Source organism: Geobacter sp. OR-1 (assembly GCF_000813145.1).
Taxonomy (GTDB): Bacteria; Desulfobacterota; Desulfuromonadia; order Geobacterales; family DSM-12255; genus Geoanaerobacter.
Map to the genome: position 1 here is coordinate 49,161 of NZ_BAZF01000012.1, position 17,573 is coordinate 66,733.

At 49.8% G+C, this 17,573-nt stretch carries 26 protein-coding genes and 1 pseudogene; 5 read left to right on the top strand and 22 right to left on the bottom strand.

All coding sequences use genetic code 11. From position 1 onward, the window contains the following. Nucleotides 1-4: 4 nt before the first annotated feature. Genes OR1_RS20930 through OR1_RS13080 form a run of 3 tightly spaced genes read left to right on the top strand, consistent with a single transcriptional unit; the run spans nucleotide 5 to nucleotide 1,467 of the window. Nucleotides 5-340, top strand: a complete 336-nt coding sequence (locus tag OR1_RS20930; RefSeq protein ID WP_052440440.1) for a PLDc N-terminal domain-containing protein — start codon at nucleotides 5-7, stop codon at nucleotides 338-340. A 32-nt stretch (nucleotides 341-372) separates the two neighbouring features. Further along, the gene (locus tag OR1_RS13075) at nucleotides 373-1,194 is read left to right on the top strand and encodes a nitroreductase family protein (protein WP_041972338.1); all 822 of its coding nucleotides are present in this window, start codon (nucleotides 373-375) and stop codon (nucleotides 1,192-1,194) included. Nucleotides 1,195-1,209: 15 nt separating this feature from the next. After that, nucleotides 1,210-1,467 (top strand): DUF3820 family protein, encoded by a 258-nt coding sequence (locus tag OR1_RS13080; protein ID WP_152609887.1) that lies wholly within the window; start codon nucleotides 1,210-1,212, stop codon nucleotides 1,465-1,467. Nucleotides 1,468-1,842: 375 nt separating this feature from the next. Here OR1_RS13080 and OR1_RS20935 read toward each other — a convergent pair whose 3' ends face one another. Next, a complete protein-coding gene (locus OR1_RS20935; RefSeq protein ID WP_052440441.1) occupies nucleotides 1,843-2,556 on the bottom strand; it encodes a DUF2786 domain-containing protein in 714 nt (237 codons plus the stop codon). Between the two features lie 276 nt (nucleotides 2,557-2,832). Here OR1_RS20935 and OR1_RS22095 point away from each other — a divergent pair, with 276 nt between their 5' ends. Further along, complete coding sequence (locus tag OR1_RS22095) at nucleotides 2,833-3,129, top strand: hypothetical protein (protein WP_152609889.1); 297 nt, start codon at nucleotides 2,833-2,835, stop codon at nucleotides 3,127-3,129. Nucleotides 3,130-3,174: 45 nt separating this feature from the next. Here the strand turns inward: OR1_RS22095 and OR1_RS13090 are convergent, their stop codons facing one another. Continuing rightward, nucleotides 3,175-3,516 (bottom strand): hypothetical protein, encoded by a 342-nt coding sequence (locus OR1_RS13090; RefSeq protein ID WP_152609890.1) that lies wholly within the window; start codon nucleotides 3,514-3,516, stop codon nucleotides 3,175-3,177. Nucleotides 3,517-3,637: 121 nt separating this feature from the next. Between OR1_RS13090 and OR1_RS22515 the strand changes: the two genes are divergently transcribed. Then, complete coding sequence (locus OR1_RS22515) at nucleotides 3,638-3,793, top strand: hypothetical protein (RefSeq protein ID WP_193377106.1); 156 nt, start codon at nucleotides 3,638-3,640, stop codon at nucleotides 3,791-3,793. A gap of 159 nt (nucleotides 3,794-3,952) precedes the next feature. Here OR1_RS22515 and OR1_RS13095 read toward each other — a convergent pair whose 3' ends face one another. From OR1_RS13095 to OR1_RS13190, 20 genes and pseudogenes are all read right to left on the bottom strand, one after another. Beyond that, nucleotides 3,953-5,032, bottom strand: coding sequence for an MBL fold metallo-hydrolase (locus tag OR1_RS13095; RefSeq protein ID WP_041972340.1), 1,080 nt, complete (start codon nucleotides 5,030-5,032; stop codon nucleotides 3,953-3,955). 114 nt (nucleotides 5,033-5,146) lie between these two features. After that, a complete protein-coding gene (locus OR1_RS13100; protein ID WP_041972341.1) occupies nucleotides 5,147-6,304 on the bottom strand; it encodes an ATP-binding protein in 1,158 nt (385 codons plus the stop codon). Nucleotides 6,305-6,442: 138 nt separating this feature from the next. Then, complete coding sequence (locus OR1_RS13105) at nucleotides 6,443-7,057, bottom strand: arylesterase (protein WP_082002943.1); 615 nt, start codon at nucleotides 7,055-7,057, stop codon at nucleotides 6,443-6,445. Nucleotides 7,058-7,068: 11 nt separating this feature from the next. Beyond that, complete coding sequence (locus tag OR1_RS13110) at nucleotides 7,069-7,365, bottom strand: MTH1187 family thiamine-binding protein (RefSeq protein WP_041972342.1); 297 nt, start codon at nucleotides 7,363-7,365, stop codon at nucleotides 7,069-7,071. A 17-nt stretch (nucleotides 7,366-7,382) separates the two neighbouring features. Then, nucleotides 7,383-7,670: a hypothetical protein gene (locus OR1_RS13115; RefSeq protein WP_041972343.1), complete on the bottom strand. Its 288-nt coding sequence runs from the start codon at nucleotides 7,668-7,670 to the stop codon at nucleotides 7,383-7,385. Next, nucleotides 7,633-8,187 (bottom strand): cupin domain-containing protein, encoded by a 555-nt coding sequence (locus OR1_RS13120; RefSeq protein ID WP_041972344.1) that lies wholly within the window; start codon nucleotides 8,185-8,187, stop codon nucleotides 7,633-7,635. Before OR1_RS13120 ends, OR1_RS13115 begins: the two co-directional genes overlap by 38 nt. A 24-nt stretch (nucleotides 8,188-8,211) precedes the next feature. Further along, complete coding sequence (gene ygiD, locus OR1_RS13125) at nucleotides 8,212-8,991, bottom strand: 4,5-DOPA dioxygenase extradiol (protein ID WP_041972345.1); 780 nt, start codon at nucleotides 8,989-8,991, stop codon at nucleotides 8,212-8,214. Between the two features lie 70 nt (nucleotides 8,992-9,061). Beyond that, entirely contained in the window at nucleotides 9,062-9,622 is a 561-nt protein-coding gene (locus OR1_RS13130; protein WP_041972346.1) for a cysteine hydrolase family protein, read from the bottom strand. A 70-nt stretch (nucleotides 9,623-9,692) separates the two neighbouring features. Further along, nucleotides 9,693-10,049: a helix-hairpin-helix domain-containing protein gene (locus tag OR1_RS13135; protein WP_041972347.1), complete on the bottom strand. Its 357-nt coding sequence runs from the start codon at nucleotides 10,047-10,049 to the stop codon at nucleotides 9,693-9,695. A 136-nt stretch (nucleotides 10,050-10,185) separates the two neighbouring features. Next, nucleotides 10,186-10,446, bottom strand: a pseudogene (locus OR1_RS13140) (HU family DNA-binding protein); the annotation flags it as partial. 117 nt (nucleotides 10,447-10,563) lie between these two features. Continuing rightward, the gene (locus tag OR1_RS13145) at nucleotides 10,564-11,031 is read right to left on the bottom strand and encodes an SRPBCC family protein (RefSeq protein ID WP_041972348.1); all 468 of its coding nucleotides are present in this window, start codon (nucleotides 11,029-11,031) and stop codon (nucleotides 10,564-10,566) included. A gap of 155 nt (nucleotides 11,032-11,186) precedes the next feature. Next, nucleotides 11,187-12,224 carry a rhodanese-like domain-containing protein gene (locus OR1_RS13150; RefSeq protein ID WP_041972349.1) on the bottom strand — a complete coding sequence of 346 codons (1,038 nt, stop codon included), beginning with the start codon at nucleotides 12,222-12,224 and terminating at the stop codon, nucleotides 11,187-11,189. Between the two features lie 44 nt (nucleotides 12,225-12,268). Further along, nucleotides 12,269-13,012 carry a hypothetical protein gene (locus OR1_RS13155; protein WP_041972350.1) on the bottom strand — a complete coding sequence of 248 codons (744 nt, stop codon included), beginning with the start codon at nucleotides 13,010-13,012 and terminating at the stop codon, nucleotides 12,269-12,271. A gap of 13 nt (nucleotides 13,013-13,025) precedes the next feature. Continuing rightward, a complete protein-coding gene (locus tag OR1_RS13160) occupies nucleotides 13,026-13,703 on the bottom strand; it encodes a flavodoxin family protein (RefSeq protein ID WP_041972351.1) in 678 nt (225 codons plus the stop codon). 15 nt (nucleotides 13,704-13,718) lie between these two features. After that, on the bottom strand, nucleotides 13,719-14,462 hold the full coding sequence (locus OR1_RS13165) for a hypothetical protein (RefSeq protein ID WP_041972352.1): 744 nt from the start codon (nucleotides 14,460-14,462) through the stop codon (nucleotides 13,719-13,721). 15 nt (nucleotides 14,463-14,477) lie between these two features. Then, nucleotides 14,478-14,765 carry a YheU family protein gene (locus OR1_RS13170; protein ID WP_370543360.1) on the bottom strand — a complete coding sequence of 96 codons (288 nt, stop codon included), beginning with the start codon at nucleotides 14,763-14,765 and terminating at the stop codon, nucleotides 14,478-14,480. Beyond that, nucleotides 14,749-15,240 carry a GreA/GreB family elongation factor gene (locus OR1_RS13175; RefSeq protein WP_237754294.1) on the bottom strand — a complete coding sequence of 164 codons (492 nt, stop codon included), beginning with the start codon at nucleotides 15,238-15,240 and terminating at the stop codon, nucleotides 14,749-14,751. Before OR1_RS13175 ends, OR1_RS13170 begins: the two co-directional genes overlap by 17 nt. Beyond that, the gene (locus tag OR1_RS22100; protein WP_152609891.1) at nucleotides 15,241-15,810 is read right to left on the bottom strand and encodes a hypothetical protein; all 570 of its coding nucleotides are present in this window, start codon (nucleotides 15,808-15,810) and stop codon (nucleotides 15,241-15,243) included. Continuing rightward, nucleotides 15,803-16,408: an isoprenylcysteine carboxylmethyltransferase family protein gene (locus OR1_RS20940; RefSeq protein WP_052440442.1), complete on the bottom strand. Its 606-nt coding sequence runs from the start codon at nucleotides 16,406-16,408 to the stop codon at nucleotides 15,803-15,805. The genes OR1_RS22100 and OR1_RS20940 overlap by 8 nt, the downstream gene beginning before the upstream one ends. 13 nt (nucleotides 16,409-16,421) lie before the next feature. After that, nucleotides 16,422-17,573: a glycosyltransferase family 2 protein gene (locus tag OR1_RS13190; protein ID WP_052440443.1), complete on the bottom strand. Its 1,152-nt coding sequence runs from the start codon at nucleotides 17,571-17,573 to the stop codon at nucleotides 16,422-16,424.

Sequence of the window (17,573 nt, forward strand, 5' to 3'; positions counted from 1 at the left end):
GGAGTTGTTCACCACATTTTTCCTGATGACGCTTGTCTCCATCCTGCTGCTGCCAGCCTGTATCTGGCTGTATGCTTTGGCGGATGTACTGATAAACGAGTTCCATAACTTTGGTGTCAAGTTGATCTGGTTGGTGTTGCTCTGCAGTTTCCCCCCAATTGCCACGATCTTTTACTACCTTATTGGAAGAAGCCAGAGGATAACCTTTCACAGGGCAGGCAAACCGGTAATGCTCGTGATTCTGCTTGTCCCGGTCATTGCCATAACCGCCATCTACATGCTGTACATTGGAGACTCTGCTCCTTACAGAGAGGTCATACCCAACACCATAACGATCTGATTACCAAACAGATATCAACCAAGGAGTCTCTGATGATCAACTTCAAAATCGACCAGCAGAAGTGCATTAAATGCGGCAGCTGTGTTGCCGATTGCCCGGCACGCATCATCGCAATGGACGGAATCCCGTACATTGCTCCTGAAAAAGAAGTAGCATGTTATCGGTGCCAGCACTGTTTCTCCATCTGTCCTACTGGAGCCATTTCCATCCTGGGGCTTGATCCCAAAAACAGTCAGACATTGACTGGAGCATTACCGGAAGCTGACCAGATGGAACTGCTCATCAAAGGGCGTCGTGCAGTCAGGCAATACAAGCCCGAGAATCTGGAACCGGAACTTCTCCAGCGGCTGTTGAACGTCGCATGTTATGCCCCATCCGGCCTGAACGCCCGTCAGGTGCATTTCACACTAGTCGATGAGCGGGAGAAACTGGCCAAACTTCGCGATGACGTTATGACTGGTTTGGGAAAACTGATCAAAGGAAACGGATTGCCGCCCGGATTGGAGTTCTTTGCCGACTTTTACCGTGCCTGGGAAGAGCATGGGGTGGACATCCTCTTCCGGGGAGCCCCACATTTCCTGGTCGTTTCTGCACCAAAGGGCATTGTTTCCCCGGTTGAGGATTGCCTGATCGCCCTGACCACGTTTGAGCTGTTCGCACAGACGCTTGGCGTGGGAACCGTCTGGGATGGCTTGGCAAAGCTGGCCATCAACGATCTGCTGCCGGAATTCCGCACCCGGCTCGGGATACCAGAAGACCATGTTGTAGGTTATGCCATGGCATTCGGCAAACCGGAAGTGACCTATGCCAGAACAGCACAGCACAAACCGGCAGCAGTGCATCGGGTGGCGTAGGGGTAACCGGCCAGTATGAGCCATGACACGTTTAACCCCTGCATCGAGTCATTCGGTGACCCCGGCGAACTTTTGGAACTGGCAACTGCAAGGATGCCATTCGGGAAATATCAGGGTAGTCTGCTGATTGATCTTCCCGAACCATACGTCGTCTGGTTCGCCAATAACGGGTTTCCGGACGGGAAACTGGGAATGATGCTGCAAACAGTGCACACCATCAAGGTTAACGGGCTGGAATATCTCTTTGAGCCGTTGCGGAAATGGAAGGGATAACGAGGCAGGTGTCAGGAATCAATACAATTTCAAATTGTACTCTTCTAAAAAAATAAAAACAGACTGTTTTTTTCAGGCACGATTTGGGTATAGTGAAATCAAGGTTGCGCAACCTGAAAGAGATACACGCAGTAGAAGGAGAAAAATAGAAGCAGAAGTTCCAGACAGAAATAAACATCAATGGAGGAACGAACCGAATGACTGAGGACACTCCGCCTGGCTGTTAATGGAACATACGCTGTAGTATCCAGGCTTTCGTAAACGCCTGTTACCCATGAAATGGGAGAATTGATGAACAGAGGCCCGCGCTACACGTGCGGGCCTTTCAAATTTCTGCCTCCAGATTATGTGAGGTACCTCAACGTGGATTCGATTTCAGATGCCGCAATGTTGAATCCTTTTCTGTTGTGGACTACAATTCCCAGATATCCCTTTGTTGATACCTACAGCCTGCCCGTCCTGCTGGCCCTGCGAATAGGCATGACTGTCAATGTAGCTTCGGCGGCCGTGAAATGTTCTCATTGGTCCCATGTCAGACATCGCCTTTTTGATCAACCCTTCCTTGATCGGCACCAGTGCTCCCGGTGTAATGGGAGTCTGAATCTTCTGTTCGCGTAATCTTCCCGTTATGGTAGACACTGCTCCCAGATAGTAAGACTGTCGCATCAGTTCGCGATGGCGGTTGGTGTGGCGATCGCTGGAATTTATCTTCATGAAACTGCTGCAGAGCCGACGCAAGGTTTTGTCCAAATAGGAAAAGGTATAAGCAGCAACCTGAACATCAGCGCCTACCCCAATGAATGTCATCCTCCCTGTCGCCGGGTGATGGACAGCCTGGCAGTCGAACGCGGTGCATACACCGGCAGAAAGATTACGTACCCACTTGGGTAGGGTCTTTGATACCTGAGCTTCGACCTTATCAGCTGACTGCGGTTTCTGCTCCGACTCGATATCTGCCATTGCTAGGTTGTGCTCTGAGAGCAGGCGTTGTGCATGACTTGCTGCAAGAGCAGCTTCATGTTCGTTGCTGGAGTTGGCTAGGGCCAGCAGTTTTCTGATCTTCTCGATGACAGGGTTTTCGATAGACATACAATTCTCCATTGCTGTTTTGGCATGGTGAGAAGGTATTTGCAATGGTTCTCATCATCTGCCCAGTAAAATCCATCGCTTCAGACTTGGGGAATAGCCAGTGCTTTTCAGAAAACACAATAACTCAAATGCGGTGTCGGTGGGATCATTTAAGGAGTTCAATTAACGGCTATTCCTTTTGTAACGCAGGCATCTATCTGTAATTGCGATGGTTATTTTTTGGCATGTTAGATGCGATATGCGTGTTAGAGGCTAATCACAATGGAGGGAGTCAACATGAAAAAGACAATTTCCACTATAATAGCAATAGGACTTGTTTCAAGCATGCTCGTCAACACTGCTTATGCCGGTCATAATGACGGTGGAATCAATCCAGCCTGGATTCCGGTAGCAATCTTTTCAACGATAGCTGCAGTGGCAATTGCGCAATCACCGCCTGTAGTGCATGAACGACGGATAATCTATGAGCCGGTCCGAGAAGTCAGATATGTGGAACCCCGGCATCATCGACACTCGCATTATTATGAGCATGACCGTGAATTTGAAGGTCATCGGCACCAAGAGTACCGCTAGTTCCGAATGCATGCCTGATTGCAGGGATGTTTTCCCCTGGCAAACTCATCCTGACTTGCTATCCCTGTTTTTTAGAATCGGGACGGCTGCGTAGATTATCAGGATAACCGCAAAGCAGGTTATCGCCGCTACAGTATATGCAAGATTCTTCCCTTCCCAAAGTCCCAAGAACTCCTTGCTCATTTCATGCAATAGCATGTTGAGTTTTCCTCCGGCCGCCTCCATTTCGTGCCTGAATCTTTTAGAGTGTTCATAATCGTAGAATACTGATTCAGGCAGATCCTGCGCTGTCAGATATATTCCAATAGATGTACTCATTCCGATAAGGAAAACGATTCCTGAGGATATGTACAATTTGATTTTCAGCTTTGGGGGATCAACCTTCATGAAGTGGTCCATACACCTGAAAAACGAGAATACAGATCGTCATTAATAGATGGCTGAATCTGGAATCCGATACCCCATGTGATATATTTGATGCGAAATTATAGTGTCCCTGGAGGGCCATATGTCAACACCGCTTATTGTCCTGGCAGTCATTCTGGCGATATGTGCATTCATCCTCATACCGGCCATGATGGTCAAGAGTGGCCCTCAAAAAAGCAATGACCAGCATGTTCAGGGGAAACCCAGCAAAAACCAGAAGAAGAAAAAGAAGCGCTGAAGACGAGTCACTGCCTATTTCTGATTTGTCAGCTTTCCACTATCTTCCGCTTAAAGCCCGCTTATCTGCTGTCGGCAAAGCAGCTGACTACCTGTGCAAGATTTCTGAAACCGCTCCTGTAAACCGCATGGACCCATCCCCTGTGTTGAAAAATTCAAGCTATCGATAGAGTTGCATGGCATCGCAAGAGTATAAGGGCATGGGGGTGAGGTGCTCCGGCATCCTGAGTATGGTTGTCCCGGTTGGAGGAGAAAGCTCGGCGTACAATTCGTCACTGCGACCGAGATAGGTCTTGGAAAGGTGTACCGGCAGGAAGTATTTCGGCCGAATCTGCTCTAGCATTTCATTCATGTCTGCAGTGCAGAGGTGATGAGATGAACGCGCCTTATGCTTGTCATCCTGAAGGAAGGCGCATTCTCCAACCAGCAGGGTGACCCCGTTAAGAAGCCGCTCTGCCTTTTCCCGATTTCCCGCAAGAAACCCAATGTCAGTGAGGTAACCGATACTTGCAGAGGAATACTCGCCCTGAATCTTGTTATACAAGCCTTGAGCGTCTTCGATGAGTTGCTCCTGAACTTCATCATTCACTCGTCGTACAACCTTGAGCTGACCGGAATCCTTCCAGTCTTCAAAGAAACGCCTCTTCAACTCGCGCATCCACTCCCCCGGAATCAAGCCGAGTGCTGCCATCTTCTGCGGATCAACCTGAAATATCTTTTGCTCCACTACCCTGAACGCCAGAACCGGAATCCCATGATCAAGCAGTTCTGCCGAAACTTCCATATGATTGAGGCGATAGATTATTCCCTCGCGCGGCGCTACCCCGACTTTGCTGCGGGCAAATGCGTCAGGCCCGTAAAAGCGGAAGCTGTGGACATCAAACTGATGGATCTCATGCACCATGAAGGTGCACCAGTAAGGCTCCGCCAGATTCCAGTCATACCCTCTCAAGCGTGCTTCAACTCTGTCGGCAAATCCTGGTGGTCCGAACAGGTCAATTGTTCGCGGGCTCGCATGGACCTGTCGGAGAAACGCGTCAAACCCCATAAAGTGATCCATATGTGCATGGGTGACGAAAATGGCCCTTACCGGCTTCATCTCCCGTTTCGCAACGTGGGAGAGCGCTCCGCAGTCGATCATTATGCTCTGGTGTATTGGTCGGTCACGTATGACCAGGCAGGGATCGTCTATAAGCCCGGAAAAATAGGTAGGTTCAAGGTATCGAAATAGTCTGGTCATTCCGCATTACCTGCTTGCAACAGATACCAGAGAAGGATTTGTTGTCAGTCGACAAAAATTAGCATCACCACAATTTAATCACTGCGTTGTTCCTATCGGTAATTTCCTGAGGGATCAGAAAAGTTCGATTCTTACTTGACGATTGACCAGCCGGTTATTAAGCCATAGCCTCATGAGGGGGTCAGTCAGGTTAAACAACCCGCTCTCATCTCTTTCGATGTGATCTTCCGTAATCAGGGTAGCCAGAGATTTCTTCACAGTGCCAGCATTTGACAATCTATGTTTCGACATGTAATCCCCAGCCATGGGGTGTTGGGTTGGTTCTGCCGCAAGAGCCTGCAAAAGTGTCCGTACCTGCGGCGTCAGTCCGGCGTAGATCGCCATGAATTGCGATGATTCTCGGTCTAAGGTGTCATTGATGGCATCTAGTAGGTCCTGATTGGAAGGGCTTTTCGGAGCAGTCATCTCGAAAAGCGTATGGGCAATTGCGGTCACGCTGTAAGTATGACATGCGACAGTGGCAACGATGTCGTCAGTGATATTGCGATCCCAGGCCGCTCCAGAAGCTGCAACAACGGCAACAAGATGCTCAGAGAACTCGTCGGAATTGATCAACGGCAAGTTTCGTACGGTTGCTCCGCGATAAAAGGCTCTTTTGGGGGATTCGAACATGTCCCGGAGTATTTTCCGGCGAGAACCGATAAACAGGTATGATGCCTTCTGGTGCTGGATTGTAGTGCGCAGCGCAGCCTCGATGGCCTCACCATCCTTCAGTAATGCGAGATCCTGGAATTCGTCGAGCACAACAAGCAGCGGTATATCAAATTTGTCAGAGACTTTATCGAGATCTCCAACTACCGACACGAGCCTGTCGATCCCGCCTCGCACCGCCCCGGAAGCTGACACAGAGATAGTGAACGTTCCGTCCGGATTCATGGTGACAACCGGCAAGTACGCCCTGATAAGGGATGCAAGTCGCTGGAAGATTTTTTTATCCAAACTGAGGGCGGCAAATAGAGCAATCGCAATCCGCTCTGCTGCGGCATCGGCAGACGGCACCGCGCTGAGATCAGCTATCGAGACGACACCTCCGGCATTTCGGTAATCTCTGGCAAGCCTGTAAGCAAGCGTAGTTTTCCCGGCCCTGCGTGGAGCGAGAAGTACGTTGTTGTTCCCTGATCTAGCTTCCAGCATCAGCGCAGCGAGTATTTCCGTTTGATTGCAAAACGGTTCTTTGTCGCCCAGAACGGTTTTGGAGAAGGGGTTGCGCATAGCACTCCTATTACTCAACTATTAGTATAATACTGCTAGTTAAGTAGCAAATCAACTAAAAGTAAAATATATGAGTTCTGAGTTATATTTATGTTGCGTAAAACTCATCCACTTATTAACAGACAAGCCTCTATGAACTTACAGTGCACCTGAGTTTCTGAGAAGTTTCGCCACAGATTCTGCAAGAAGCCGGTATCCTGCTGCATTTGGGTGGATAGCGTCAGACTTCAGACTGCTTTTTGATAGTATCCGCTTCAATGCTTCACTTTCCAGCGGGATGTCATTCTCCCTTGCAATCTCCTGGTAAAACGTCGGCAATTTGAGGCCGAACTCCAGTTTCGGCACTCCAATGAGTACCACGGCAACCCCGCGATTCCTTGCAACTGCGATCATCTCTCCCAGATTTGCTTTCGCCTGCGCTTCGTCCTGACGCTGCAGGAAATCGTTGCCGCCGAGACAGAGGAGCATCAGTGCCGGACGATTTTCATCAAGGGTTGCTGCAAGGCGCTGTTTCGCAATTCCGGTCGTCTCGCCCGGCACACCGGCATTCACGACATTTCTTCCGATGAGACCCGCCAGAACGGACGGGTAGCTCTCAGTGGGTGCAGCTCCAGTACCAAAGGTGATGCTGTCGCCGAATGCGAGAACGACTGCATCGCTCGGGAGTTTCTCTATTTGCGGCGTCTTGTTGCATGAGAAGAGGAAGAGAATTCCGCAGATTAGAAACAACCCTGCTGTCAGTGATCGTAGCACTTCTACACCTCTCAGAGCTTGTCTTTTACGCTCCGCACTTTGTCTTCCATGCTCTGACTGCGATCTGTCCGGGTGCCGAGTTTTATAGTTGTAGTAATGCGGGGCGCTCCCATTTCGTGGACAACCTCATGACATTTCTTCACCGCCGCAAAGACATCATCCCATTCGCCTTCAATATTGGTCCCGTAGGAGTGCAGGGAAGTCTTAAGACCTGCTTCGGTCAGCACCTTTTCGCAGGCTGCGATGTACGGTGACAGGGACACCCCGACACCGATCGGGACAACGCATAGATCAACAAGTACTTTCATCCGTTCACTGCTCCTTTCTATGTCTTCGGCTCAGTTCTGGTAAGGATGCTGCGCTGCAGACCGAGAAGGTTCCGTGCTTCGCTTATTGCAGTGGCAAACCCGTCCCTGCTTGCATGATAGATTGCATTGGGCTCACCCTCTTCATCCCATGGCCAGCCAGTTCTGACAATCATGATCAGCAGCTCTTCAAGTGCATCAGTTCGCTTTCTGAGGACGTCGTACTCTTTCAGTAACTCTGATACAAGCGACGGTTCGATAACTCCGTTTTCAAGTTGGAACTGTATCGTTTGCAGTAGTTTTGACATGGGTTACGCTCTCCCTAGTTAGTTGACGAATAATCCCGGTGTGCGATGGTAACTGCCGTATCAGGTCATCTCTATCCGCCATTTCAAAGTCGGCAAAATCGAATCCTGGTGAAACCGTACAGCTCACCAGTGCATAGCCGCCGTTGCCGGTAACTTCAGCTCCGAACCAGAACCCGGCAGGGACAACGGCTTGAAATGATGCACCGGCATCAAGGTCGGCACCCAGACGATGAGTCTGATAGCTGCCATCCTGCGACAGCATATGGATAGTCAGCGTTGTACCGCTATGGAAATGCCATAGTTCGTCGGATTTGATCCGGTGGAACGCAGAGAAATCGCCCTTCTCTAAAAGGAAGTAGATCGCCGTGCAGAATGAGCGGTCACCGGAGAATCGATCAGGAAGTGCTGCTGCAGGAATAGTCTCTTCTGAACGGTATGTCTCCCGATACCAGCCTCCTTCCGGATGACGGAGCAGTTCGAGTTTTCTAATCAACTCAATTGCTGTAGGTGCAGTCATACATTCTCTCGGCACGTTCCCCCCCTACCCTATTCTCACTGACTGCATGGAAATAGAACCCATGACTATCTGATCAGCAAAGAATGAAACCGTATCGTCCGCCATCTGCAGAGCCAGAATGTAAAGTAGTGGCAGATAGTGCTCGTTCGTCGGAATTGAAAGGCGTGACGATGATCCAAGGGAAGAGTAGTCAATCAGGTTGTCTACAGCGCCTTTATGGATTAACCCGGTCACCAGTGTATTGAACTCTGAAGCCCACTGATACGGTGAATCGTCATTCCAACGCATGAGGGAGAGGTTGTGGACTATGTTGCCACTTCCTACAATGAGAACTCCCTCTTTCCGGAGAGGGAGCAGCTTCTTTGCCAGTTCGAAATGTTCGCGGGGTGACTTTTTCAGGTCAAGGGAGAGCTGGATAACCGGTATGTCGGCTTCCGGATACATACGGCGCAGTACTGACCAGGCACCATGATCGAACCCCCATGATTCGTCGGCAGCAATCTCTTCCAGCCCGATCAAATCCCGGACATGATGAGCAAGTTCCGGTGAACCGATTGCAGGGTACTGCACCCGGAATAGTTCATCTGGGAAGCCATAGAAGTCGTGAATCGTTCGCGGCGACTCCATGGCGGTTACTCTGGTGCCGTCAGTCTCCCAATGCGCAGAGACACAGATTATCGACTTCGGGTGCGGGATCGTTGCGGCCTGTTCTCTCCAGGCTACTACGAAAGGAGTTTCTTCTATCGCGTTCATCGGGTTGCCGTGACCGATGAAAAGGGCCGGCATCTGATGTTCAGTTGTCATGATGGTAGACCTCCAGGCAGTCTACATGTATTTCCCGTTGAGCAGCAGGGGGGTCAGAGCTACGCCGAACTCAAACCGTCGAGGATATGTTTTCGAGAATTTCCTCCACGCCTTTCACCTGGGCAAATACCGCACCGAGTGCCGCCATATACGAGGCATGTACCTGTGCTGCCGGAACGGTTACTCCATTGAAGGACAAATCCCTGGTGGCACAGGCATCGTGGGTAACGATGCAGGAAAACCCGAGGTCGAAGGCAGCCCTTACCGTGGTATCGACACACATGTGACTCATCATACCGCAGATAAGGAGAGTTCCAATTTTATCAGCCTTAAGCTGTTCCAGGAGACTGGTGTCACGGAAACTGCTGGGGAAATGCTTGGTGATTACCGGTTCCGTGGGTAATGGAGCTACTGATTTGTGAATCGCTGCACCTTCAGTATCCGGGAGGAAGAATGTTGCGCCAGGTTGCATGGAGATATGCTGCACATGGTACACAGGCCATGACTGCTTTCTGAACGCTGACAGAAGCCGTAATGCTGCTGCCGCTGCCTGAACGCTGCCAACCAGTTCCATCTTGCCGCCGGGGAAATAGTCATTCTGATTGTCGATGATAAGAAGCGCTGTTTTCATGCGGTATCCATTCCTTTTAAATGAAAAACCCCGGCATCACCGGGGCATTAGTTTGTGCCAGACCTGTTTACTATTTTTTTGCAGCCTGTTTTGCGATGATCTTGTCCTTGATCTTGTCGTAGGTTGCCTGAGGAACAATCTTCTTGGAAACGAGTTGGTCCTTCTTCGCATAAGGACGACCAGCGATGATCTTCTTACTGTAAGCGTCACCGATTCCCGCAAGCCCTTTCAGCTGCTCTTCAGTGGCTGAATTGATGTCAAGCAATTCTTCTTTGGCAGCAGCCGACTCGGCCTTCTTATCTGCGGGTGTCGTCTTGGCCGCTTCCGCAGGTTTTGCAGCAGGCGCTTTCTTATCAGCAGCGAAGACAGGGAGAGAGATGGCCAGGGCGAGCAGGATGGCAAACAACAGGGCGAACTGTTTTCTCATTTTATTGTCTCCTTATCACGATGGGCGTAAATTATTATTTCTTCTTGGCCTTTGCCGCTGTTTTAGCAGGAGCTTTCGCTGCCTTTGCAGCAGGTTTCGCCTTTTCTTTCTTGCAAACAAATTTGCATGCATCAAGATCTTTGAGATTTTTTCCGGCGGTAAACTTACCGACCCGCTTGGCAGCGATTTTCAGCGGTTTGCCTGTCTGGGGGTTTCTGCCGGTTCGAGCGGCTCGTTTGAGTGTGGAGAAAGTTCCGAAGCCCAATAATGAGATTTTCCCGTCGTTCATCAGTTCTGTGGTTACGGTGCACTGGAACGCTGCTACGGCTGCTTCTGCCTGTGCTTTGGTAAGCTTTGCCTTCTCTGCAATTTTGGCTACAAGTTCTGCCTTGGTCATGTTCCCTTTCCTCCTTGATAATGAAATAATACAGCGAGAATAGCAGGTTTACTCGATGTTACAAGGCAGATCAGGTTGCTATATATCCAACTGAGTCGATGGCAAAAGATATAATATTCATATTGTGCCGCTGGACAATATTGCCTTTACCGTTTTCTGCCGGTAATCAAAAATTCGCTCAAGCTGTTTTCTTACTATTGGGAATGCAGCTTCTCCCAAAGGAATTGATGGAAGCCGGAAGCGAACCTCATCATCGATAATCGTTCTGCCATCTTCGCATTCGGTGAATGTGTGTCGATGAATCCACTGCTGGTACGGTCCTTCCAGCTGTTCATCTTCGAAATAAACCGGCGGCGACCATTCGGTTATCCTGGTTTTCCAGGAAAATGGAATTCCAAACAGCTTCAACCGGTAATCGATAAGAGCACCCTGGCACATCACTATCGGCAGGGGTGTGAGGATGGAAAACTGGAGTTCCGGAGGCGTTATCCGCTCAAGGTTGGCTGCATCAGCGAAAAATTCAAAGACTCGTACCCTTGGAAGAGAAATTGTGAGTGAATAGTTGAGAACATGTTCCTGCTTCATTTATGTTCATATCCTTGAATCAACTACCGCAACTCCTCTTCGATCTTCTCTGGAGTGTCGGTCGATGCATATCGTTTAGCCGGTAATGATGTCACAATAGTGGTCATGTCTAAATCAGTCAAACTGGTTAATTTAATCGGAATACGGACAGTAGATTATTTTTTGAGATCCCTACGCTCTACTGGCAATGACAATGATCCTCCTAAAGCAACCAGATAGCCTTTGGCTTCCCCAAGCCCATCTGTCGCATCGTTCCAGCCCAGAGTTCCAAATCGCATGTCATATGCTTCATATCCCAACTGGTTCAGAAAAAGTGCCGCAGATCCTGCCCAATGACCTACATAGCAGATGAGCACAATTTTTTTGTTCCGGGGAAGTTTGCTCAAGCTGTCCGCCTTGGCAATTTCGCTGTAAGGAATATTGATCGCCCCGGGGACATGCCCTTTGGAATAATCCTCAGGCCTCTGAAGGCTGACGAGGAAATATTTCTTATCAGTTCCCTTGACTGCATTCTCATAAACCTCATTCCTGTTTATGAACAGACCAGGTTTCTGGGCGATAACTGCCTTGGTCCGCTCAATAATGACACCGCGAACATCTTTACCGATATTTCCCATGGTCGGGAGTTCGTATCGTTCTTTCTGAATACTATCAGCTGTGCTTACAGGGTATCCGGCAGATCCCGGATAGGGAGACGCGATTTGCGCCCCAGTCTTGTTCCAGTAACTGAGCCCCATGGAAACAACTTTGGTGTCATAACCGAGTTGGCCGAGAAAAAGGGCGGCTGCCATGGAACGGTGACCATCTTCACAGCTCAAGACAATCTTTTTATCCCGTGGCAGTCGAGCCAAGGATGCAGCTTCGGCAATCTCCTGAAATGGAATATTGATGGCACCGGGAATATGCCCCCTGGCATAGTCATCAGCAGATTGCACGCTCACCAGCAGATAAGAACTGTCTCCACCTTTAACAATCTTCTCATAGACATCCTCGGCCCGCATGAACGGAAAGGTGCTGAAGTACTTATTACTTACCTGAAGAATTTCGTCTAATACCGGCTCACTGGCAGTTACAGTCTGTTGTAATGCCGGAGAAGAACCTGTTCCGGCAGCCAGAGCCGAAGTGATAATCAAACAGAAGGCAAGAAGCATCAGAAGGGTAATGGTTCTGATTTGGCGTGGATGGCAATTCATCAGTTGACCTCCGTTATTAGGGTATGGAATCTCTGAAAATAACGTCAGTTATTGCTATCTGAAACCGGCACTTCAAGGGCAATCAGCACAGCCCGCAGGAGTGAGGCACTCTGAGCCAGTTGCTCATAGGCAGTCGCTTTACTCATTAGGGAGGTTTTGCTCTCCTGGAGCTGGTAGCTTAAGGCGATACTTCTTCCGGCGATTGCTGCAACCTCGGCTACCAGCGAATCACGAAACTTTTGAGGATCAATTTTCACCGGGTATTTCCCCATCAAAGAGCGAATCTCTTGAACCAGTTTGGGATCGTTCTCAACGACGTTGTCATTTCTGCCGTGATGCAATTTGTTAAAGGATCCGTATTCCATGTTGTGAAGGGGCATTGAGAGGTCGCCAAGGTAATGCATGGCGTAGCCAAGTGGATACAGTGCATATTTGGAAGGGTTTTTCTTCTGCTCCCTGTAGGTTTCGAGTGATGCGATTATGGCGCCGTAGAGATGGCCACTCTCGGGCTCTGCGGTGCTGAAATACGGGACCTGGCCCAGTATCATATTTGCGGTGACGACGGTTCCTTTGGGGTTGTTGCAGTAATGGTTGAGCCGTTCGACGGGTGCCCGCTCCTTTGCCATGTCGGCACCGACTGCCAGATAGGAGAGCTTCTCGGCACCTGCTGCTTCAACCACGGCCATGTGGGTGCGGTCATTCCAGGCAGATGCCTGACCTGCAGTTACCACCAACAAGATGAGTTGAATGATGACAACTGAATAGCGAGTGAAATATGAAATATTCATGAACTCTCCGGATTCAAACTTTTTGGTTTCTCTTTTTCTGCCAGTATCCCCGCTCGAACACCCAGTACTCCTGCATGAAGTCAACAAGACCTGACATCCTCTCCCTGAACGCATCATGGAACAGCTTCTGATCGGGGAACTCACGCTTATCAGCAATACTCTGGCAAAGGTCTCGACCGAGGGCATGGGCTTTTTCAAACAGAACAGGCTCGTCCGGGAACAGTCTGACTCCGATCATTGGTGAGCCAACGCCACCAACAGATGTAGCGCCAAGCGTATTTGCAAAGCGGTTCATGTAACTGATGACCTCTTCGTCCTCGCCCCCGCCGGATGTCTCGACCATTGCCGCATACTTCCCTTCCAGAGCCATGCAGTGAATAAGTCCGTTGCAGCGGTCAAACAGCGCTTTCATCTGGGCGGTGACACTGAAAATATAGTTCGGACTGGCCAGAATGAAGCCATCGCAGGCAAGGAGTTTCTCCTTGATCGCTTCGTAGTCGTCCTTGATGGAGCAGATGCCTGTGGAGTGACAAACATCGCATCCCACACAAGGCTGGACCTTCATTGCCGAAAGCGAGATGATTTCCTCTTCAGCTCCGTACTCTCTGACTCCCGTCAGAACCTCTTCCAGGAGTCTGCCGGTATTACCTTTCATTCCGCGTGGGCTGGCGATTATGGCCAGAATTTTCATGGTTGTGATCCTCCTCTATTTGGGACTGGGAGAAAATTTCTCTTTCGGAATATCGCTATTGATCTGAATGTCAGAGAGAGTAATGACCGACAGTTTCATCTCGCCTGCATAGTTTACGAGTCGATAGGGGAACATTACTGTGCCGACCCGCCTGAAATCCTCATAGTCGGTTGACAGCTCGCTGGAACCCATCCCCATGTCGAAATCTGAAGCCACTCTGACGATCAGATGCTTCTCTGGATCGATGAACACCCTCAGTTTCGGAGCGCCTTTGAGATCAATAAGCAGCAGGTCATACAGTTTGCCTTTGTACTCATTCTTCCCCGCATACGACATGGAATAACTCATGTCGGCAAGCCCCATAGGCAGGTCGAGGTAACTGTACTGGTAGATCATCGACTGGAGCGTCACGGGCCGCGCTTCTTTCAGAGATTCAGGACTCCCCTGCCACCCCTTTGCCCCATCAAGGATTCTTGCTTCGCCCCCTTGATCAGGCATGATCTCTATCCGGAGTTTTTGCGGTCGTGCATAGTAGCGGGCGTAATCACCCTGCTTGTCTTTCATAAAATCGGAAATAGTTCCTTTTGCGGTCACTGACTTCACTTTTCCCACGGCATCTTTCCCACCATAGGCATCAAGAACTGATGTAATAACTTTCTTCAGTTGCTCAGATGGTACTTCGTCAGCAAAACTGACAGCAGGAGAGCATATCAGTGCTAATATGAGCAAGAGAGCTGATTTCACTACAAATGTTTGCATATGAACCTCGTAATATTATTTATTAACGACAATGTTGCAGCTGTTCGTTGACAGGTCAAACACGACCTTCGCTTTCTTCTGCTGCAACTGCCGGAGTACCTGTTCGATTTTGTCTTCAAGCGTGTAGCAAGAAACTCCAAGCTCTTCCCATTCCCTGGTAACGAACTCCGCTATCAGGGAGTGGAGAACTTCAGGGCTGATTCGGTCATACGGTACGTCAACACCGTCTTCATGATAGTCGCTCTGACTCTTTGGCTGATACCCCTTTTCAGGAACTATTTCAACATCAACATATTTCGACAATTTCATACTCCGTTCGGCTGTTTCCGGTTTCAATCTCTACTGCATCGCCAACAGTCTTGCCGAGGAGTTCCCTCCCCAGTGGCGATCCCGGGGTTATGACGACAATCTCCTGGTCCTGGTATTCTATTTTCAATCCCCCTTCGATCGGGCAGATGAACAGTGTCCTCTGTTTACCGTCAGGATCTTCAAGAGTTACAAGTGAGGTCAGTCGTACGGTTTCGACATTCGACCCATGCGGTTTCAGCTGCCGGTATATCTCTATGGACTTTCTGAGTTCATGAGCCCGGTTGGCCTGCCCCTGGGCAACATAAGAAGCTTCAAGTGCGAGAGTATCGTATTTGTTATCCGGCTGATTCTCTTCGTGGGTTGAGGCTTCGTGGGCTGTTTTCGCTGCGGTGAAGAGCACATCGAGATCGTGAGATAGCTGCGCGATGATCTTCTTGAGAAGCTCTGCCTTTACAATCCGTTCAGTCATCTACTGGAACCCGGCAACCTGTGCCTGGTACATGGTGACCTGCACAAAACGAACGGCAAACTCCTTCGAGCACTTTGAACAGTTCATAAAAAACGGTTTGCCGCTCTTTCCCTTCTCAAGGGGGATATCATGGCGAACATGGCAGTAAGGACAGTTTGCAACAACAGGTGGATGAGCAGCAGGTTTCGCTTCACTTTTTCGTTTCGGTTTGGCTCCCGGAAGCGGTGCAGTAACTTTCAATTCAGGAACTGTTTCCTCTTGTTGCTTCTCCATATCTGATGCCTCCGTTTTCTTGCGCTCACGTTTCGGTTTTTGTGGTAGTGGTGCCGGCTCAGTCTCTGTGAATGAAACAGCCGGTACTGGAACCTCTCCTTTAAGAGCCAGTTTCCATGATGCTGGCAGCGATGAGTTTGAAAAACGTAGCGGTTTACCAGCCCTGGTTTGCGCAGCCCCACCTTCAACTACGTAATACCGGTCACGGTAGTGTACCAGCTGCTGCACACCAATCACCGCAGCTATTGTTCCGGAGCAGTGTCTGTTTTCCAGCCAGAAGGTTATAGGTTCATTCATCTACTTTACCCTTTCGTATTCCAATAATACCACGTGGGATGAACCGGGGCACATGCCGGCAGTAATTTCGATACTCGTTTCCGAACCGCTCGGTCAGTTCTCGTTCTTCAAAAAGTACTACAATCCGGATGCCGACCAGCCATAGCAGTGCTGCAGCGTATCCGGCAGGATAGTTGGCGACAAGTGCGTAACCGATAAGGGCAAGATCCATCTGCAGGTAGCGGGGGTGACGCACCCGGCTGTACATACCGGAAGTGATGAGATGGCCAACACCGGTCACTTCGGGAAGTCCAACAAGAACCGGGATTGGAAGTTCGGAAGCCAGCAGTTTACGCAACCACCCTGATAGCGCCAGGAGTATCGCACCGATAGAAACAAGAAACCAGTTTGTTCCCCACTCGGTCTGCAGGAGAACTCCACGAAGCAGGAACATGCCGGACATGATAAGCAGCAGGACGCTGCAGGTGACCCAGTAGGTAAAGGATTTACCCTTTCTCCTCCAATAGCGGGCGAAGGGGTGAATCATCAGCCAGAAGACGATGGCGCCGGGTATGGCGACTGTAAGCATGACTGCTATTACGTAGCGAATGATATTCATGTATCTCAGCTCGTCAGACTCGATTTCCCTTCAATTCCTTAAGCGAGTAGAACGTGCCTCTCCATTGTATTCCACCCTGTGAAAGGTTAAGAACCATCGTCCTGAGGAGTATCCAAACAAAGAGGAGAGTGGAAAGCGGGAACCCTACAGCATACCATCGCTTTGAGGCATGAAACGTTGCGCAGTCTGCAAAGAGTACGGTAAGGAGCAGTACTGTAAATATGTAGATTGAGCGGGTGATGCCGCAGGTCAAAAAGATTGCGAGATATGGCCAGATTGTGGCTAAAAGGTGAAAGATGACCCCGAAGAGTGCCAGTGAGATGCGGTAATCGCACCCCGAGAAGGCGTTTTTCTCAAGCCCCCTGATAACCTCACCCAGAGAGGAGTACCATTCGACGCTGAGGAAATCCGGACCATATGCCACATCTGACCTGAATCCCCCCTTTTTGATGATCTTCCCCAGTTTAATGTCATCGTCCGGACGAAGTCTTATGGCTTCATGGCCACCGACTGCCTTGTAGGCATCCCGGCTGACCATATTGAATGCTCCGATCCCCGTATGATAGGAGCTTTTCGGGTCTCGTGCCTTCCAGGGACGGGCAAAGATGGAAAAAAAGATAATGAAGGATGCCCCGAACATCTGCAGGAAGGTGGTGGGCATGGTCATTGATGGGGATACCGCTAGATGATGGATCTCTCGCTCCAGAAAAAAGTGTACTGCACGGGAAAGAACAGTCGGCTCCATAATGATGTCGGCATCAGTGAACAGGAGAATTTCGCCGTTAGATTCGGATGCCCCTCGCCAGAGAGCATGGTTTTTCCCGAGCCATCCTGACGGCAGATCTGAGAGGTGAATTACGCGCAATCGAGAATCATGTTTATCCATTTCATCGAGAATAGACCCGGTGTCATCGTCGGAACGGTCGTCCACTACGATCAGTTCATAATCAGGGTAGTTGAGTGATAAGAGCGACTGTATGGCTGAACGGATGTTACGCGATTCATTGCGGGCTGCGACGATGACTGATACCGGTGGGACTACGTTAGGGAGTTCTGGAGTTACGTCCCTCAGGGCCCGGATGGTTCTGTTGCCATACATGATGTCGATGGCAAATATAAACCAGACGATAAAGGTGACAAGTGCAAGCCAGGCGAGCGGGGTCAA

Excerpts from the sequence above, each read along its gene's own strand:
- OR1_RS13075 (WP_041972338.1), top strand. The coding sequence starts at position 373 with ATGATCAACTTCAAAATCGACCAGCAGAAGTGCATTAAATGCGGCAGC.
- OR1_RS13080 (WP_152609887.1), top strand. The coding sequence starts at position 1,210 with ATGAGCCATGACACGTTTAACCCCTGCATCGAGTCATTCGGTGACCCC.
- OR1_RS20935 (WP_052440441.1), bottom strand. The coding sequence starts at position 2,556 with ATGTCTATCGAAAACCCTGTCATCGAGAAGATCAGAAAACTGCTGGCC.
- OR1_RS22095 (WP_152609889.1), top strand. The coding sequence starts at position 2,833 with ATGAAAAAGACAATTTCCACTATAATAGCAATAGGACTTGTTTCAAGC.
- OR1_RS13090 (WP_152609890.1), bottom strand. The coding sequence starts at position 3,516 with ATGAAGGTTGATCCCCCAAAGCTGAAAATCAAATTGTACATATCCTCA.
- OR1_RS22515 (WP_193377106.1), top strand. The coding sequence starts at position 3,638 with ATGTCAACACCGCTTATTGTCCTGGCAGTCATTCTGGCGATATGTGCA.
- OR1_RS13095 (WP_041972340.1), bottom strand. The coding sequence starts at position 5,032 with ATGACCAGACTATTTCGATACCTTGAACCTACCTATTTTTCCGGGCTT.
- OR1_RS13100 (WP_041972341.1), bottom strand. The coding sequence starts at position 6,304 with ATGCGCAACCCCTTCTCCAAAACCGTTCTGGGCGACAAAGAACCGTTT.
- OR1_RS13110 (WP_041972342.1), bottom strand. The coding sequence starts at position 7,365 with ATGAAAGTACTTGTTGATCTATGCGTTGTCCCGATCGGTGTCGGGGTG.
- OR1_RS13115 (WP_041972343.1), bottom strand. The coding sequence starts at position 7,670 with ATGTCAAAACTACTGCAAACGATACAGTTCCAACTTGAAAACGGAGTT.
- OR1_RS13120 (WP_041972344.1), bottom strand. The coding sequence starts at position 8,187 with ATGACTGCACCTACAGCAATTGAGTTGATTAGAAAACTCGAACTGCTC.
- ygiD (WP_041972345.1), bottom strand. The coding sequence starts at position 8,991 with ATGACAACTGAACATCAGATGCCGGCCCTTTTCATCGGTCACGGCAAC.
- OR1_RS13130 (WP_041972346.1), bottom strand. The coding sequence starts at position 9,622 with ATGAAAACAGCGCTTCTTATCATCGACAATCAGAATGACTATTTCCCC.
- OR1_RS13135 (WP_041972347.1), bottom strand. The coding sequence starts at position 10,049 with ATGAGAAAACAGTTCGCCCTGTTGTTTGCCATCCTGCTCGCCCTGGCC.
- OR1_RS13145 (WP_041972348.1), bottom strand. The coding sequence starts at position 11,031 with ATGAAGCAGGAACATGTTCTCAACTATTCACTCACAATTTCTCTTCCA.
- OR1_RS13150 (WP_041972349.1), bottom strand. The coding sequence starts at position 12,224 with ATGAATTGCCATCCACGCCAAATCAGAACCATTACCCTTCTGATGCTT.
- OR1_RS13155 (WP_041972350.1), bottom strand. The coding sequence starts at position 13,012 with ATGAATATTTCATATTTCACTCGCTATTCAGTTGTCATCATTCAACTC.
- OR1_RS13160 (WP_041972351.1), bottom strand. The coding sequence starts at position 13,703 with ATGAAAATTCTGGCCATAATCGCCAGCCCACGCGGAATGAAAGGTAAT.
- OR1_RS13165 (WP_041972352.1), bottom strand. The coding sequence starts at position 14,462 with ATGCAAACATTTGTAGTGAAATCAGCTCTCTTGCTCATATTAGCACTG.
- OR1_RS13175 (WP_237754294.1), bottom strand. The coding sequence starts at position 15,240 with ATGACTGAACGGATTGTAAAGGCAGAGCTTCTCAAGAAGATCATCGCG.
- OR1_RS22100 (WP_152609891.1), bottom strand. The coding sequence starts at position 15,810 with ATGAATGAACCTATAACCTTCTGGCTGGAAAACAGACACTGCTCCGGA.
- OR1_RS20940 (WP_052440442.1), bottom strand. The coding sequence starts at position 16,408 with ATGAATATCATTCGCTACGTAATAGCAGTCATGCTTACAGTCGCCATA.